At 53.4% G+C, this 14,506-nt stretch carries 15 protein-coding genes and 1 pseudogene; 6 read left to right on the forward strand and 10 right to left on the reverse strand.

Going from position 1 to position 14,506, the window contains the following annotated elements:
* Positions 1–101 precede the first annotated feature (101 nt).
* On the reverse strand, positions 102–1,109 hold the full coding sequence (locus OGY15_RS21915; protein WP_151216705.1) for a LacI family DNA-binding transcriptional regulator: 1,008 nt from the start codon (positions 1,107–1,109) through the stop codon (positions 102–104).
* Between the two features lie 187 nt (positions 1,110–1,296).
* On the opposite strand from OGY15_RS21915, the gene OGY15_RS21920 reads away from it, so the two are divergent.
* Genes OGY15_RS21920 through OGY15_RS21940 form a run of 5 tightly spaced genes read left to right on the forward strand, consistent with a single transcriptional unit; the run spans position 1,297 to position 5,610 of the window.
* Complete coding sequence (locus OGY15_RS21920) at positions 1,297–3,042, forward strand: class I mannose-6-phosphate isomerase (RefSeq protein ID WP_151216704.1); 1,746 nt, start codon at positions 1,297–1,299, stop codon at positions 3,040–3,042.
* A 4-nt stretch (positions 3,043–3,046) separates the two neighbouring features.
* A complete protein-coding gene (locus OGY15_RS21925; RefSeq protein ID WP_151216703.1) occupies positions 3,047–3,475 on the forward strand; it encodes a PTS sugar transporter subunit IIA in 429 nt (142 codons plus the stop codon).
* 11 nt (positions 3,476–3,486) lie between these two features.
* Positions 3,487–3,981 carry a PTS sugar transporter subunit IIB gene (locus OGY15_RS21930; protein WP_151216702.1) on the forward strand — a complete coding sequence of 165 codons (495 nt, stop codon included), beginning with the start codon at positions 3,487–3,489 and terminating at the stop codon, positions 3,979–3,981.
* A 10-nt stretch (positions 3,982–3,991) separates the two neighbouring features.
* Entirely contained in the window at positions 3,992–4,792 is an 801-nt protein-coding gene (locus tag OGY15_RS21935) for a PTS mannose/fructose/sorbose/N-acetylgalactosamine transporter subunit IIC (protein WP_151216701.1), read from the forward strand.
* A complete protein-coding gene (locus tag OGY15_RS21940; RefSeq protein ID WP_286541088.1) occupies positions 4,792–5,610 on the forward strand; it encodes a PTS system mannose/fructose/sorbose family transporter subunit IID in 819 nt (272 codons plus the stop codon). The genes OGY15_RS21935 and OGY15_RS21940 overlap by 1 nt, the downstream gene beginning before the upstream one ends.
* Positions 5,611–5,650: 40 nt before the next feature.
* Here OGY15_RS21940 and OGY15_RS21945 read toward each other — a convergent pair whose 3' ends face one another.
* The 9 genes and pseudogenes from OGY15_RS21945 to OGY15_RS21985 form a co-directional block, all read right to left on the reverse strand.
* Entirely contained in the window at positions 5,651–6,433 is a 783-nt protein-coding gene (locus OGY15_RS21945; protein ID WP_286541090.1) for a glucose-6-phosphate isomerase family protein, read from the reverse strand.
* Entirely contained in the window at positions 6,426–6,989 is a 564-nt protein-coding gene (locus tag OGY15_RS21950; protein ID WP_187253707.1) for a glucose-6-phosphate isomerase family protein, read from the reverse strand. Before OGY15_RS21950 ends, OGY15_RS21945 begins: the two co-directional genes overlap by 8 nt.
* A gap of 97 nt (positions 6,990–7,086) precedes the next feature.
* The gene (gene rihC / locus OGY15_RS21955) at positions 7,087–8,001 is read right to left on the reverse strand and encodes a ribonucleoside hydrolase RihC (protein WP_286541093.1); all 915 of its coding nucleotides are present in this window, start codon (positions 7,999–8,001) and stop codon (positions 7,087–7,089) included.
* 66 nt (positions 8,002–8,067) lie between these two features.
* Positions 8,068–9,018 carry a 4-hydroxy-3-methylbut-2-enyl diphosphate reductase gene (gene ispH / locus OGY15_RS21960; RefSeq protein ID WP_151216696.1) on the reverse strand — a complete coding sequence of 317 codons (951 nt, stop codon included), beginning with the start codon at positions 9,016–9,018 and terminating at the stop codon, positions 8,068–8,070.
* A 1-nt stretch (position 9,019) separates the two neighbouring features.
* On the reverse strand, positions 9,020–9,469 hold the full coding sequence (gene fkpB, locus OGY15_RS21965) for an FKBP-type peptidyl-prolyl cis-trans isomerase (RefSeq protein ID WP_003018929.1): 450 nt from the start codon (positions 9,467–9,469) through the stop codon (positions 9,020–9,022).
* A gap of 117 nt (positions 9,470–9,586) precedes the next feature.
* Complete coding sequence (gene lspA / locus OGY15_RS21970; protein WP_003018932.1) at positions 9,587–10,084, reverse strand: signal peptidase II; 498 nt, start codon at positions 10,082–10,084, stop codon at positions 9,587–9,589.
* On the reverse strand, positions 10,084–12,900 hold the full coding sequence (gene ileS / locus OGY15_RS21975; protein WP_187253706.1) for an isoleucine--tRNA ligase: 2,817 nt from the start codon (positions 12,898–12,900) through the stop codon (positions 10,084–10,086). The genes lspA and ileS overlap by 1 nt, the downstream gene beginning before the upstream one ends.
* A gap of 37 nt (positions 12,901–12,937) precedes the next feature.
* Positions 12,938–13,876 carry a bifunctional riboflavin kinase/FAD synthetase gene (ribF, locus tag OGY15_RS21980; protein ID WP_151216695.1) on the reverse strand — a complete coding sequence of 313 codons (939 nt, stop codon included), beginning with the start codon at positions 13,874–13,876 and terminating at the stop codon, positions 12,938–12,940.
* Between the two features lie 7 nt (positions 13,877–13,883).
* Positions 13,884–14,087, reverse strand: a pseudogene (locus tag OGY15_RS21985) (DUF2575 domain-containing protein).
* A 117-nt stretch (positions 14,088–14,204) separates the two neighbouring features.
* On the opposite strand from OGY15_RS21985, the gene rpsT reads away from it, so the two are divergent.
* A complete protein-coding gene (gene rpsT, locus OGY15_RS21990; RefSeq protein ID WP_038637070.1) occupies positions 14,205–14,468 on the forward strand; it encodes a 30S ribosomal protein S20 in 264 nt (87 codons plus the stop codon).
* The last annotated feature ends 38 nt before the right edge of the window (positions 14,469–14,506 follow it).

The raw sequence follows: 14,506 nt of genomic DNA on the forward strand, positions 1-14,506 counted from the left end.
GTTTTCAGATTAACCAGCGCATCGCTGCGCCGCCAGCCCAAAACGTCGATAATTAGAATTTAATGATAAACAGGCAGAGATATCAGTAAAAGGCATGACGATCAGCAAAAACCACATGATTCTCTGACTACCAGCGCAGGTGGCAGAATAATGCGTTTCGGTGGTTCGTCATTTCCCTGAATGCGGCTATAAAGCAGCTCTCCAGCCTTGCGACCAATCTCTTTTGCGGCCACTGAGACGGTAGTAAGCGCTGGTTGCACCAGCGCCGCTTCGGTGATGTCATCGAATCCCACCAGCGCAAAATCGCGCCCCGGTTCACGCCCCATTTTACGTAATGCCTGCATGACCCCAAGCGCTACGATGTCCTGATAACAAACGGCGGCGGTAATTTGCGGGAAACGCAGAAAAAGAGACTCCGCCGCTTTTGCGCCGTCAATTTGGCTGGCCTGCGTGGCGACTATCCATTCCGGATTCGGTGATATCCCCTGCTCCAGCAACGTGCTGGTGAAGCCACCGATACGCTGTGCCCGGCTACCTGAACTTGGGCTCCCCCCAATAAACGCAATATTCTTATGCCCCATTCTGACTAAATGAGTAGTGGCCATTTGCGTACCAAGAAAGTTATCCGTTCCCACAAAATCAAAATCAGGATCGCTGAGGGGGCGGACCACCATGATGGCAGGAATATTGCGCCTTTTCAGTGCTTCAAAAAAGGATGTCGGTGTTTCGCGCGCCGCGCAGAGCACCATCCCGCAGGCATTATTGCGCATTAATGAGTCGACAAATTTTTGCTGCCGTTCTCCTGACTCTTCGCTGTTTGCCAGAAACAACAGCAGGTCATGCCGCTCCATCTCATGGCTTAGCCCTGCTGTCATCTCACCATAAAAAGGGTTAGTGATGTCGTGTAACAACAATCCAACCTGATTACTGCTCCGGTTACGCAGATTAGCAGCGGTTTGATTATAAACGTAGCCAGCATCGTCCAGCGCTTTAAGTACCCGGTCACGTGTTGCCTGAGAAATGCGTCCCCGGTTACGCAGCACCATTGAAACGGTTGCCGTGGACACTCCCGCGCGTTCAGCAACCTGCGCCAGCGTGACTGTGGTCATGACTTCTCCTGTTTTTTTCAAAGGTTAATCGAATAACCGAAATAATGCCTTTTTACGTGTGATTCACATCACGCCAGCGTGCTTTTCATCGCACTGGTTTCAGATTATGGCGGGTTAATCGCGTTAACCACACTATGAAAATAAGGTTAATCGATTAATCTTAAATAAGCCAACACGGAGACAGAAAATGCATACAACTTATAATAAATTCCCTGAGGTTACCGTTCAGGGCTATGACAACCACGCCTGGCAGGGGTGGTCGTCGATCCATTCAGTGCTTAACGCCAGAGTTTCTGATGCAGCAAAAACCGTATTGATCGTCGATTGCTATCCGGGCGTGCGGCTTGACGAGCTGGAGCAACAGCTCGTTACGACGTTAGATGCCGCACTGGTGCTGAATATTGAATCCGCCCGCCGCGATGAGCAGGCCCTGCATCATTTACTGGCGCGCAACCTGACCGACGATCGCGTATTTGGTGTTCTCTCCTGCCACCATCTGGATGAGTTTTTTGATAGCAATAAACTCCGCCAGCTCCGCCAACAAATTGATGCCGTTACCGAAGGGCTTGTCGTGGTGTACGGCTCTGGCGCTGCGCTGGCACATTCTGGTGACATACTGGTTTATGCCGATCTTCCCCGTTGGGAAATTCAACAGCGTATGCGCCATGACGGGCTGGGAAACTGGGGGGCAGAAAACCAGGATGAAGATATTCTTCGTCGTTACAAACGTGCTTTTTTCATTGAATGGCGGGTATTCGACAGACACAAAACACCGTTACTCAAACGCGCCGATTATTTGCTTGATACCACGGTAGAAAGTAATCCCGCGATGGTCAGCGGTGACGCGCTACGCGCTGGCCTGCAACAAACAACCGAACAACCGTTTCGCGTTGCCCCTTTCTTTGACCCTGGCGTCTGGGGCGGCCAATGGATGAAACAACACTTCGATCTCGATCCCTCAGCCCCCAATTACGCGTGGTGTTTTGATTGCGTGCCCGAGGAAAACAGCCTGTTACTGCGTTTTGGCAACGTGCGGATCGAGATCCCTTCTCAGGACCTGGTATTAACTTATCCGCGCCCCCTGCTGGGTGAAAAAGTTCACGCGCGCTTTGGCGCGGAATTCCCGATCCGTTTTGACTTCCTTGACACCATTGGCGGGCAGAATTTGAGCTTCCAGGTTCATCCGCTCACCGAATACATACAGCAGCAGTTTGGTATGCACTATACCCAGGATGAGAGCTATTACATTCTCGAAGCCGAACCGGGGGCCGTGGTGTATCTCGGGACAAAAACTGGGATCGCACCGCAGGATATGCTCGATGATCTCCGGGCCGCAGGACGTGGCGAAAAAATCTTTGATGATGAGCGATTCGTGAATCAGATCCCCGCGCATAAACATGATCACTTCCTGATCCCCGCCGGCACCGTACATTGCTCGGGAGCAGGAACCATGGTGCTGGAGATCAGCGCAACACCTTATATTTTCACCTTCAAGCTGTGGGACTGGGGTCGTTTAGGCTTAGACGGCTTACCGCGCCCAGTGCATCTTGATCACGGTCAGCAGGTTATTGACTGGCAGCGCGACACGCAATGGGTGCACGACAACCTGATCAACCGTATTGAACCCATCGCTGAAGGTGACGGTTGGCGGGAAGAAAGAACCGGGATGCACGAACGCGAATTTATCGAAACGCGTCGCCACTGGTTTACGGCGCCCGTCACTCACCATACCCATGGCGGCGTCAACGTCCTGAACCTGGTCGAAGGCGCGCAGGCCGTTGTCGAAAGCCCGAACGGCGCATTTCCCCCGTTCGTCGTCAACTATGCAGAGACCTTTATCATCCCAGCCGCCGTAGGAGAGTATCGCATTTCGCCTTTTGGCAAAGGCATCGGTCAACAGCTCGCCACGATTAAAGCCTGGGTTAGAGGATAAGCGCATGATTAACGTTATTGTTGCCACCCATGGTCCCCTGGCGGAAGCGCTTCTCGCCAGCGGTCGTATGGTTTATGGAGAATTACCGCACGTTTTCCCCGTCACGCTGAGTGAACAGGCGGGTATCGAAGGGTTTAAACAGACGTTCACTCAGGTTCTCGCGAGTGCGGGAAAAGACGCTGACGGCGTTCTGGTGCTGTGTGACATGCAAAGCGGTACGCCGTGGAATGTCGCCTGCCATCATGCGTTTTCTGCACAAACGGTTCCTCCCGTTGCTGTCGTCGCGGGCGTTAATTTCCCGATGCTGTTACAAAGTGAGGAGATCTGCCATTTAACGGATGTTCATGCCGCAGCCGTCGAGCTGTTGGCGTTAACAGTACCCACGCTGATTAAAGCCGCCCCGGTTTTATCCGTTCAGTCCGACGATTTTTAAAGGAAACCATTATGAGTATTTCTTTTGTACGTATCGATGACCGCGTAATTCATGGGCAGCTCGTGACACGTTGGGCCAAAGAGCTGCCCTGTGACGGGATTGTCGCTATAGACGACGCCGTCGCGGCCGACCCTCTGCTCTCCTCGGTGATGAAAGGCGCCGTACAGGACACTAAAGTCTGGTTATTTGATACGGCTACCGCGATTGAAAAATTGCCGAAAGTCATTGCCAGCGAAAAGCGTTATTTCGTCATTGGCAAATCTCCCGTCACGCTCAAGCGCATTGAAGAAGCGGGTATCAGCCTGAAAAATGCCAACGGCAAGATTAATGTGGGTCCAATGAGTGCTCGTGCTGATACGACCACCATCGGCCCGAATCAGTCGGTCAACGGGGATGAAATTGCCGCCTTTGACTGGCTGACGCAGCATGGACATCTGGTTGAGTTTCGCCTGGTTCCTGATGCCAGTAGCTACAGCTGGCAGGACGCACGCCAGAAGCTGAAATAAGGAGCGTACGATGATTATCGAAGCTACGTTGATTGGCATACTTTGCTATCTCGGCGCCCTCAGCAGCCCCTGGCTTCTGGGACTGACCGGCGGCTGGTATCTGATCACCCGCCCACTGATTTCCGGAATGTTGGTCGGGATTATCCTCGGCGACATTAAAACCGGAATCATGATTGGCGTCGCGGTTCAGGCAGTGTATATCGCGATGGTAACGCCCGGCGGTTCGATGCCGGCCGATCTCAACTTTGTTGCTTACCCGGCAATTGCTTTAGGTATCCTTTCAGGAAAAGGCCCCGAGGTTGCGGTCGCGCTGGCAGCCACTATCGGTATCGCCGGAACCATTTTGTTTAACGCGATGATGGTACTGAATTCCTTCTGGAATCACCGGGCAGATGTGGCGCTGGAACGAGGCGACGAACGCGGTATTTACCTGAACAGCGCCATCTGGCCACAGGTAACAAACTTTGTCCTGCGTTTTGTACCGACCTTTATTGCAGTCTACTTTGGGGCGCAATACATCAGCGGTTTTATGGACAGTTTGCCGAAAATTGTCTTGTCGACGATGAACGTACTGGGCGGCATTTTACCCGCCGTCGGGATCGCGATTTTGCTGAAACAGATCATCAAAAACTACACCATGTTGATCTACTTTCTCGTGGGTTTTGTCTGCATCGTCTTTTTAAAACTCAACATGGTCGCGCTGGTGATCGTCGGTTCGCTGTTGGCGTTGATCCATTACAACTACAAACCGGAACCACAGCAGACCGCGAATGCAAAGTCGGTTGTGGATGATGATGAGGATGAATTCTGATGGAAGAACGTACACTTACGCGTAAAGATCTTCGCCGCTGCTGGCGTGCATGGATGATGCACAACTTGTCATCGATGAGCTTTGAACGTCTGGAATCTTTTGGCTTTTGTCTGAGCATGCTTCCGGTGGCAAAAAAACTCTATCCCGATCCAGCCCAATGTACTGAAATGCTGCGCCGCCACGCCTCGTTCTATAATACGGAACCTCAGATTGGCGCAATCGTAAATGGTATGGTGCTGGGGCTGGAGGAGAAAAAAGCGAACGGTGAGCCGATCGATGGCGAGACCATTAATACCCTGAAGGTTGGCCTGATGGGCCCGATCGCCGGGATCGGCGATTCCATGATCCCTGGGATGTTGATCCCTATCCTGCTCAGTATCGGCATGGCCCTGGCGGCCGGCGGTAACATTCTGGGACCGCTGTTTTATACCGTTGCCTGGCTGGCCATCATCATTCCTGGTTCGTGGTTCCTGTTCCTGAAAGGTTACAAAATGGGATCTGGCTCGGTGGAAATGCTGGTGAGTAGCAAATCTGCCCGTCTGCGTGAAGCGTTATCGCTGCTGGGAGTATTTGTCATGGGAGGCGTAGCGGCAAGCTACGTGAAGCTTGGCACCGGGCTGGAATTTATCACTAAAGATGGGGTGAACATTCACGTTCAGCAGATGCTGGACGGTATCTTCCCGCAGTTACTGCCGCTGGTTGTGGTGCTTGGCACCTGGTATCTGATGGCCAAGCGCGGTGTATCACCAGTGAAAGCGATGATTTTACTGCTGATTCTGGCCGCTCTTGGCGTCGCTACGGGCCTGTTTGCGGGTTAATACACAGAAAACATTACAACCGGGGCGATGCCCCGGTTTTTTATGGATGAAAGTTTTGCCACAGCTCGGGGTGTTTGTCCGGATGCGAGATAAATTGAAAGCGCGCTGGATCCTCGATGAATTGCTGGTAAACAGGCGCGGAAGTAATCGAGAACTCCGTATATTGCCGGGGCGTTACGGCCTGCAGTCGTCCGGGAATATAACGGGGATTATGCTGCCAGATAATGTTGTTGCCCTGCAGTAGCGGATACCATGCCAATCCTTTATGTGCACGCACGGCGTCGTACTCAAAACCATATTCACGATCGCACCACGCGCCAAAGGTTAATGGTACATCCGGGTCTGCGGAGATGGTCGCATGTCCCCAGCCGGGCGGTACCAGCACTTTCTCTCCCGGTCCGGCAATGACGGCAAAACACCGGCCAGGGTCATCCTCAACATATTCCTGCATATAAATGATCGCTTTTCCCTGCCAGATTTCGTAAAGCTCCGGCGGAGACCAGCCGCTGTGCTGACTGATACGATGAACATGTCCCTGACTACGCACCGGTTCTTTCCCCAACCTTCCCGCTGCATAGGTAACCACGCCAAACAGCAGCATCCGCTTTTTCAATTCTTCGCGATCCTGCATTCGCGCAACATCCATCGCAATGGCATACACCTCCTGCGGTCCTTCACAGTGCGGATCGCGCAGCGAGGCACGAATGTGATCGAGTTGACGAATCTCTGGCATCGGTCCGGTAACGTCGTCCCCATAGCTAAAACCAAGTGGGTGATGATGGACCGTCATATCCAGGCCGTAAGAATGTGCTAAGTCAGCCATTCTGTACCTCCTTCGCCTGGACCGTCTTATTCTCCTCAAAGACTCTTATTCTGAAGCCCCTGGTGAGCGCCGCATAATCATGACCCGCAATTCCTGGCCATACGGCGAGCGCCGACAGCACCTCTTCCCCGGTGTTGATTAACCGGTGCGCGGTAAAACCGGGGATGATGTGGACAGATCCGGCGAATACCTTTTCCAACCGCGCGTCGCCCTGTTCAGTCTGCAGCAACAGCAGGCCCTTGCCACGCAGGCCAAAATAGACTTCCCCCTGTTCGCGGCGCGCATGGAAATGCCCGCGAGTCATAAAATATTCGCAACCAACCCGGCCAGGATAAAGATGAGTAACGCCGGTATAGAGTTCGCCTTCAGCGGGAGACGTATCCAGCATTTCAACGTCATACACAACCTGCTCGCCGGTCAACTGTTGACGGGCGATTTCATCGGCAAAAACGTCAGTAAGATCCTGAATACGGGTGGATTTACGCAATAATGGGCCATCGGCTAAAGCGCCGCTTGCCCACGCCACCTGCGGTGGCTGGATAAAAGAAAGGTTCATATGTGTCTCCGGCCCGAGGAGAACAACAACATCAGATTAGCAGATTAATCGATTAACCTGCTAATTCTGTCCGCATATTGCGGACCGGATCACAACCTCACGGGGCCAGCGCCAGTACCTCTGCCACCCACTGCTGAAATCCCTCAACGTCCAGCCCCAGCGCGACCTGCGCATTTGCCTGATGACCTAAACGTCCTTCAATGTCCACCACCGTCGTACCCGAGGTATACTCGCCCTGGGTTTCAACCGCCACGAAGCATGGTTGCAGGGTAAACAGCTCCGGGCGCACCAGCCAGGCAATAGCGCACAGATCGTGCATGCGCAGCCCCGTATTCATACTGCCACTACGATAATGGCTGAACAGCGCGTGCAGCATTTTTCCCGTCTGGTTAAGCTGAGGCAACGTCGCCAGGTAGTCCGGGGCGAGCATGGCCTGATTAGTGACATCCAACCCACACATCACAATCTCCAGCCCGCTCTGGAAGACTTTCGCGGCGGCCTCGGGGTCGATAGCAATATTAAACTCGGCGTTTGGCGTGAAGTTTCCCCGCCCGGCAGAACCGCCCATAATCACCAGGCGCTTAATGTTGAACACGCATTCAGGATAATGAGTCAGCAGCAGCGCAATATTTGTCAGGGGGCCAATTGCCACCAGCGTCATGGGCTGTGAGGCGTGCATCAGCACATCGCGAATGGCCTGGAAGGCGGGTTTTGCCATCGCGTGGCGGCCGTGCTCGACAAAATCATACCCTTCCATACCGGACTCACCGTGTACGGAAGCGGCATCACGCAGCGGTCGCACCAACGGCATTGATGCCCCCTGCGCCAGCGGAATATCCGCATTCCAAAAGTGCAGCAGTTGCAACGCATTACGGGTAGTTTTTTCCACCGACACATTGCCTGCGACAGTAGTCATCATTTGCAGATCCAGCTCAGGGGCAAACAGCGCAGCGGCAATAGCGGCGGCATCATCAATGCCGGGATCGGTATCAAGAATGATCGGTAAGCGCATGGTTTCTCCATAAAAAAATGCCAGACGTTAAGTCTGGCATCTTCTCATAATCGTAACCTGAAAGACTTACTCTACTTCACGAACATCCACACGCAGCTCTTTCGGCACTTCGAAAACGATGTTTTCTTCACGGCCTTCCAGCGGAATAGCTTCCCCACCGCCAAGCTCCTGCAGACGAGCAATCACGTTTTGCACCAGGATATCCGGCGCTGAGGCTCCAGCCGTCACGCCCACGCACCTGGCTTCTTTCACCCATGCTTCCTGGATATCGGTCGCATCGTCAATCAAATACGCCGCTTTCCCCATTCGCTGGGCCAGTTCAGCCAGACGGTTGGAGTTAGAGGAGTTTTTCGAGCCGACCACCAGCACCACATCGGCCTGTTCCGCCAGCGCACGGACCGCTTCCTGACGGTTGGTGGTGGCATAACAGATATCATCTTTGCGCGGCCCGACAATTTTCGGGAAACGTTGGCGCAGTGCGTCAATGACGTCAGAGGTATCATCAACGGAGAGTGTGGTCTGCGTCATGAAGGATAATTTGCCTTCATTTTTCACATTCAGTTTCAGCACGTCTTCCGGTGATTCAACCAGGTACATTCCCCCTTGCGGGTTACTGTACTGCCCCATCGTGCCTTCGACTTCCGGGTGACCGGCATGACCAATCAGAATCGACTCTTCGCCACGACGGCTGGCGCGGGCAACTTCCATATGCACTTTCGTTACCAGCGGACAGGTTGCATCAAAAACCGTGAGGTCGCGGCCTTTGGCTTCGTTACGCACCGCCTGAGACACGCCGTGGGCAGAGAAGATCAGGATCGCGCCATCCGGCACTTCGCTGATTTGCTCAATAAAAATGGCCCCGCGCTCGCGCAGGCTATCCACCACATAGCGGTTATGTACCACTTCATGACGGACATAAATCGGCGCGCCGTAAATAGCCAACGCGTTTTCGACAATGCTGATAGCGCGGTCTACGCCAGCGCAAAAACCGCGCGGGTTGGCCAACAGGATCTGCATTTTACGCCTCCAGTGCCGGTTCGACTTCCAGCACTTCAATATCAAAATGAACGGTATGCCCAGCCAGCGGATGGTTGAAATCGACCGTGATCGAGTCACCATTGATTTCGCGGATCACGCCTGGCATCTCACTGCCGTCCATTGCGGTAAAGAGCATGATAGCGCCAATTTCTGGCTCACCCGCGTCCATAAATTCCCGACGCGAGAAATACTGAATTAAGTCCGGACTTGACACGCCAAAGGCGGCATCCGGCTCCAGAGCAAAAGTGGTTTTATCGCCTTCTTTTAGCCCCAGCAGGTGTTGCTCCAGCCCTTCAGACAGAGAACCGTCGCCCAGGCGAAACAGCGCAGGCTTGCCGTTATTGCGGGTTGACTCTGCGGTGGAGCCATCGTCGAGCTTAAGGGTGAAGTGCACCAGCACCGCACTGTTACTCTGTACTGATTTAGACATGCAGGTTGCTCTTTAAAATTGCTGCCGCCTGTCTGCCCGGTGGCGCTACGCTTACCGGGCCTACAAGGATCGCAGTAAATTGTCGGCCGGATTAGCATAGCGCCATCCGGCATTTTTTTATGCGGCTTTTTTCTCTTTCGACGGTAAGAAGCCTTCCAGAACAATCAATGCCGCACCGATACAGATCGCCGTATCGGCAAGGTTGAATGTCGCGAAATGCCAGTCACCAACGTAAAAGTCAATCATATCAACCACGAAACCGTGCCACAGGCGATCAAACAGATTGCCCAGCGCACCGCCAATGATTAACGCATACGCGATGTTATTTAGCTTCTGCGTCGCCTTAGAGCGATACATCATCACCATCAGAATGACACAAATTCCGATAGCGATACCGGCAAAGAACCAACGTTGCCAGCCACCGCTGTCAGCTAAGAAGCTAAACGCCGCGCCATAGTTACGCGCATAGTGCAGATTAAGCGATGGAAACAGCGACACCGTATCCCCCAGAGCAAAGTTCTGGAGGATCAGGTATTTGCTGCCTAAATCGATAATCAGCACGACTACCACCAGCCACAGCCAGCGTAGTCCTGTTGAACAAAGAGGCTTACTCATCAGGCAAACTTACGTTGTTCGCCATCACCGGCGATGTTGCTGACACAGCGTCCGCAGATATCTGCATGTTCCGCCACCTGGCCGACGTCGGTAGTGTAATGCCAGCAGCGCGGACATTTCTCACCTTCGGCTTTGCTCAGTACTATTTTCAGACCTTTGAGCAGTTCGCTCTGCTGAGCATCAGCAGGAGCCGCTGCAAAATCCGCAACCGTCGCACCAGAGGTCAGCAGTACAAAACGCAACTCTTCGCCCAATGCGGTCAGTTTCGCCGCCAGTTCAGGTTCAGCGTACAGGGTCACTGCCGCTTCCAGAGAACCGCCGACTTTCTTATCCGCACGCGCCTGCTCGATGACCTTGTTCACTTCGCCACGCACTTTCAGCAGTTCGTCCCAGTAGGCATCGTTCATCGCTTCGGTTTCGCCTAAGCCAAACAGGCCTTCATACCACTCACCGGTAAAGACGTACTTCTCACGCTCGCCCGGCAGGTAACCCCAGATTTCATCTGCGGTGAAGGACATGATCGGCGCCATCCAGCGAACTAGGGCTTCTGCAATATGGAACAGCGCGGTCTGGCAGCTACGACGCGCCACACTGTCGGCTTTCGCGGTGTACTGGCGGTCTTTAATGATGTCGAGGTAGAACGAACCCATTTCTACGGAGCAGAAGCGCATCAGGCGCTGTACCACTTCGTGGAAGTCATAGGCTTCGTAAGCTTTCAGGATCTCTTCCTGCGCCGCTTGCGCGCAACCTACCGCCCAGCGATCCAGCACCACCATATCTTCCGGTTTCACCATATCTTTTACCGGATCGAACCCGTTCAGGTTCGCCAGCAGGAAGCGCGCGGTGTTACGGATACGACGATAGCTGTCGGCAGCACGTTTCAGGATTTCGTCAGAAACGGCCATTTCGCCGGTGTAGTCGGTTGAAGCGACCCATAGACGCAGAATATCCGCGCCCAGTTTGTTCATCACGTCCTGCGGAGAAACGGTATTGCCGATAGACTTGGACATTTTGCGCCCCTGCCCATCAACGGTGAAACCGTGGGTCAGTACCTGACGGTATGGCGCTTTGCCTTTCATGGCGGTGGAGATCATCAGAGATGACATGAACCAGCCGCGATGCTGGTCAGAACCTTCCAGATACATATCTGCCGCATGCCCTGCAAACTCAGGACGCACATCCACGACGGATGAGTGGGTTGAACCAGAATCGAACCATACGTCCAGCGTATCCGGGACTTTGACATACTGGTCAGCTTCGTCGCCGAGAATATCTTTCGGATCGAGATCCCACCACGCCTGGATGCCGTCAACTTCAACGCGTTTGGCCACTTCTTCCATCAGTTCGATAGCGCGCGGATGCAGTTCTTCGGTGTCTTTGTGGACAAACAGAGACATCGGCACACCCCACGTACGCTGACGGGAGATACACCAGTCAGGACGGTTGGCAACCATCGATTCAATACGCGCCTGGCCCCAGTCCGGGATCCACTGCACGCCTTTGATCTCTTTTAGCGACTGCGCGCGCAGGCCTTTCTGATCCATGCTAACAAACCACTGCGGCGTTGCACGGAAGATGATCGGCGATTTGTGGCGCCAGCAGCATGGGTAGCTGTGCTGCATTTTTTCAACGTGCAGCAGCGCGCCTTTTTCGCTCAGCAGAGCGACAACAATATCGTTGGCTTTAAAAACGTTCACACCGTCCAAGGTCGGGTAGGTTCCCGCCAGGTAAGCGCCATCCGGACCCACCGGGTTCGCCACTTCCAGACCGTATTTTTGACCGATGACATAGTCGTCCGGGCCGTGGCCAGGCGCGGTATGTACCGCCCCGGTACCCGCATCCAGCGTAACGTGATCGCCCAGGATCGCCGGCACGTCAAAACCCATAAACGGGTGGGTAAAGCGCAGCAGTTCCAGCTCAGCGCCTTTCACGGTGCCGAGAATGGTGTATTCAGCCGCGCCAATACGCTGCATGACGCTTTCAACCAGATCTTTCGCCAGAATCACGGCCTGACCGTCAATCTGTACCAGCGCATAGTCAAAATCAGGTGCCAGGGAGATTGCGCGGTTCGCTGGTAACGTCCACGGGGTGGTAGTCCAGATAACCAGTGAGATCGGGCCGTTGACGTCAGAAACGCCAAATTTCGCTTTCACCGCATCCTGATCGACAGCGTGGAACGCCACGTCGATGGACGGGGAGGTTTTGTCGTAATACTCAACTTCCGCTTCCGCCAGCGCGGAACGGCAGTCAACGCACCAGTGAACCGGCTTCGCACCTTTATGCAGATGACCGTTACCGATGATCTTACCCAGCGCGCGAATGATGTTGGCTTCGGTTTTGAAGTCCATGGTCAGGTACGGATGCGACCAGTCGCCCAGCACACCAAGACGGATAAAGTCTTTACGCTGTCCGTCAACCTGCGTAGCGGCGTATTCACGGCACTTGGCGCGGAACTCAGCGGCGGTGAACTTCTCGCCCGGCTTGCCATATTCCTGCTCTACTTTGAGCTCGATAGGCAGACCGTGGCAGTCCCAGCCCGGAACGTACGGCGAGTCATAGCCCGTGAGTCCTTTGGACTTCACGATAATGTCTTTCAGAATCTTGTTAACCGAGTGACCAATATGAATGCTGCCATTCGCATAAGGAGGGCCATCATGCAGAATGAAGGTTTTTTTGCCTTTTTTGGCCGCACGAATGATGCCGTACAGGTCATCATCAGTCCAACGCGCCAGCATTCCCGGTTCACGCTTGGCGAGATCGCCGCGCATCGGGAACCCTGTTTCCGGCAAATTCAGGGTTGATTTATAGTCACTCATCAGATTCTCGGTTCCGTATTTAAAACTCGTATAGGCATTAAGCCGGTTTTGTTAGCCCAAAAAATTCGCGGGCAGTCAACTCATCACGCGCAATCTGCGCTTTTAGTTCATCCAGCGAGGCAAATCGCTGTTCGCTGCGTATTTTTTTACGCAGCACTACATCTATATGGCGACCATACAGGTCCATTACAACATCCAACAGATGCACTTCCAACTGTTGGCGTACGCCTGCTACCGTCGGACGGGTGCCGATGTTGGCGACGCCGGGGAAAGGTTTGTCACCCAGTCCCATCACTTCAACCGCATAAACCCCTTTCACTGGAGAAACCTGGCGACGAAGCGGTAAGTTTGCCGTCGGAAAACCGATCGTGCGCCCTAACTCGTCACCATGAACTACACGTCCTGAGATAGTAAAAGGATGCCCAAGCAGACTTTCGGCCAGTTGCAGGTTATCTTCTGCCAGTGCCTGACGGACCGCGGTGCTGCTGATGCGCACACCGCCCTCACAGAAGGTTTGGGTGCTGGTGATATCAAAACCATACTCAGCGCCCGCTTCCTGTAATAACAAGAAATCGCCCGCACGGCTAGCGCCAAAGCGGAAATCATCACCAACGGCAAGAAATTGTACACCAAGGCGATTAACCAGCAGATCGCTGATAAAGGTCTGCGCCGTTAATGCGGCAAAACGCCTGTCAAAACGCACGCACAGTACGTAATCCACGCCACATTCCGCCAGATAACGCAGTTTTTCCCGCAGACGAGTAAGGCGCGCAGGCGACTTGTCTGTCGCAAACAGCTCCAGCGGCTGCGGCTCGAAAATCATCACCATTACCGGTAAATTGCGCTTGCGCCCTTCTTCCCGTAACCCCTGCAGTAACGCACGGTGGCCCCGGTGCACGCCGTCGAAATTACCAATAGTCAGCACACACCCATGCGGGGCCTGACTGAGATTATGTATGCCTCGTATCAGCTTCATGTCTGGCTCAAAACAGTGAAAATCGTGAAAGTATACCCTGTACCGCGGTCAACGTTAACCGGCGATTGTTTCTACGAAACAGAAAGAGGATGGTTTTCATTGTTATGAATCAAATTGACGCCCTTCACGGGCACACCAATGCAATTTTTCTCGTGGAAAAGCTGTATTCACGCCACGCAAGCTGGTAGAATCCTGCGCCATCACTACGCAACGAGTGCTGGAATTTAAACGGCGCTTATTTGCACAAATCCATTGACAAAAGAAGGCTAAAAGGGCATATTCCTCGGCCTTTGAATTGTCCATATAGAACACATTTGGGAGTTGGACCTTGGCTAATATCAAATCAGCTAAGAAGCGCGCCGTTCAGTCTGAAAAGGCCCGCAAGCACAACGCTAGCCGTCGCTCTATGATGCGTACTTTCATCAAGAAAGTATACGCAGCTATTGAAGCTGGCGACAAAGCTACTGCACTGAAAGCATTTAACGAAATGCAACCACTCGTGGACCGTCAGGCTGCTAAAGGTCTGATCCACAAAAACAAAGCTGCACGTCATAAAGCAAACCTGACTGCACAGATCAACAAACTGGCTTAATCGCCCGTCTGTTGTCGCTTTGTGAAAAAACCCGCGAA

It is taken from the genome of Citrobacter sp. Cu231 (genome assembly GCF_030332265.1).
GTDB lineage: Bacteria > Pseudomonadota > Gammaproteobacteria > Enterobacterales > Enterobacteriaceae > Citrobacter > Citrobacter meridianamericanus.

Coding starts and splice junctions, on each gene's coding strand:
- lspA (WP_003018932.1), bottom strand. CDS start 10,084: ATGAGTAAGCCTCTTTGTTCAACAGGACTACGCTGGCTGTGGCTGGTG.
- ileS (WP_187253706.1), bottom strand. CDS start 12,900: ATGAGTGACTATAAATCAACCCTGAATTTGCCGGAAACAGGGTTCCCG.
- OGY15_RS21935 (WP_151216701.1), top strand. CDS start 3,992: ATGATTATCGAAGCTACGTTGATTGGCATACTTTGCTATCTCGGCGCC.
- OGY15_RS21945 (WP_286541090.1), bottom strand. CDS start 6,433: ATGGCTGACTTAGCACATTCTTACGGCCTGGATATGACGGTCCATCAT.
- OGY15_RS21925 (WP_151216703.1), top strand. CDS start 3,047: ATGATTAACGTTATTGTTGCCACCCATGGTCCCCTGGCGGAAGCGCTT.
- ispH (WP_151216696.1), bottom strand. CDS start 9,018: ATGCAGATCCTGTTGGCCAACCCGCGCGGTTTTTGCGCTGGCGTAGAC.
- OGY15_RS21920 (WP_151216704.1), top strand. CDS start 1,297: ATGCATACAACTTATAATAAATTCCCTGAGGTTACCGTTCAGGGCTAT.
- rihC (WP_286541093.1), bottom strand. CDS start 8,001: ATGCGCTTACCGATCATTCTTGATACCGATCCCGGCATTGATGATGCC.
- fkpB (WP_003018929.1), bottom strand. CDS start 9,469: ATGTCTAAATCAGTACAGAGTAACAGTGCGGTGCTGGTGCACTTCACC.
- OGY15_RS21950 (WP_187253707.1), bottom strand. CDS start 6,989: ATGAACCTTTCTTTTATCCAGCCACCGCAGGTGGCGTGGGCAAGCGGC.
- ribF (WP_151216695.1), bottom strand. CDS start 13,876: ATGAAGCTGATACGAGGCATACATAATCTCAGTCAGGCCCCGCATGGG.
- OGY15_RS21930 (WP_151216702.1), top strand. CDS start 3,487: ATGAGTATTTCTTTTGTACGTATCGATGACCGCGTAATTCATGGGCAG.
- OGY15_RS21915 (WP_151216705.1), bottom strand. CDS start 1,109: ATGACCACAGTCACGCTGGCGCAGGTTGCTGAACGCGCGGGAGTGTCC.
- OGY15_RS21940 (WP_286541088.1), top strand. CDS start 4,792: ATGGAAGAACGTACACTTACGCGTAAAGATCTTCGCCGCTGCTGGCGT.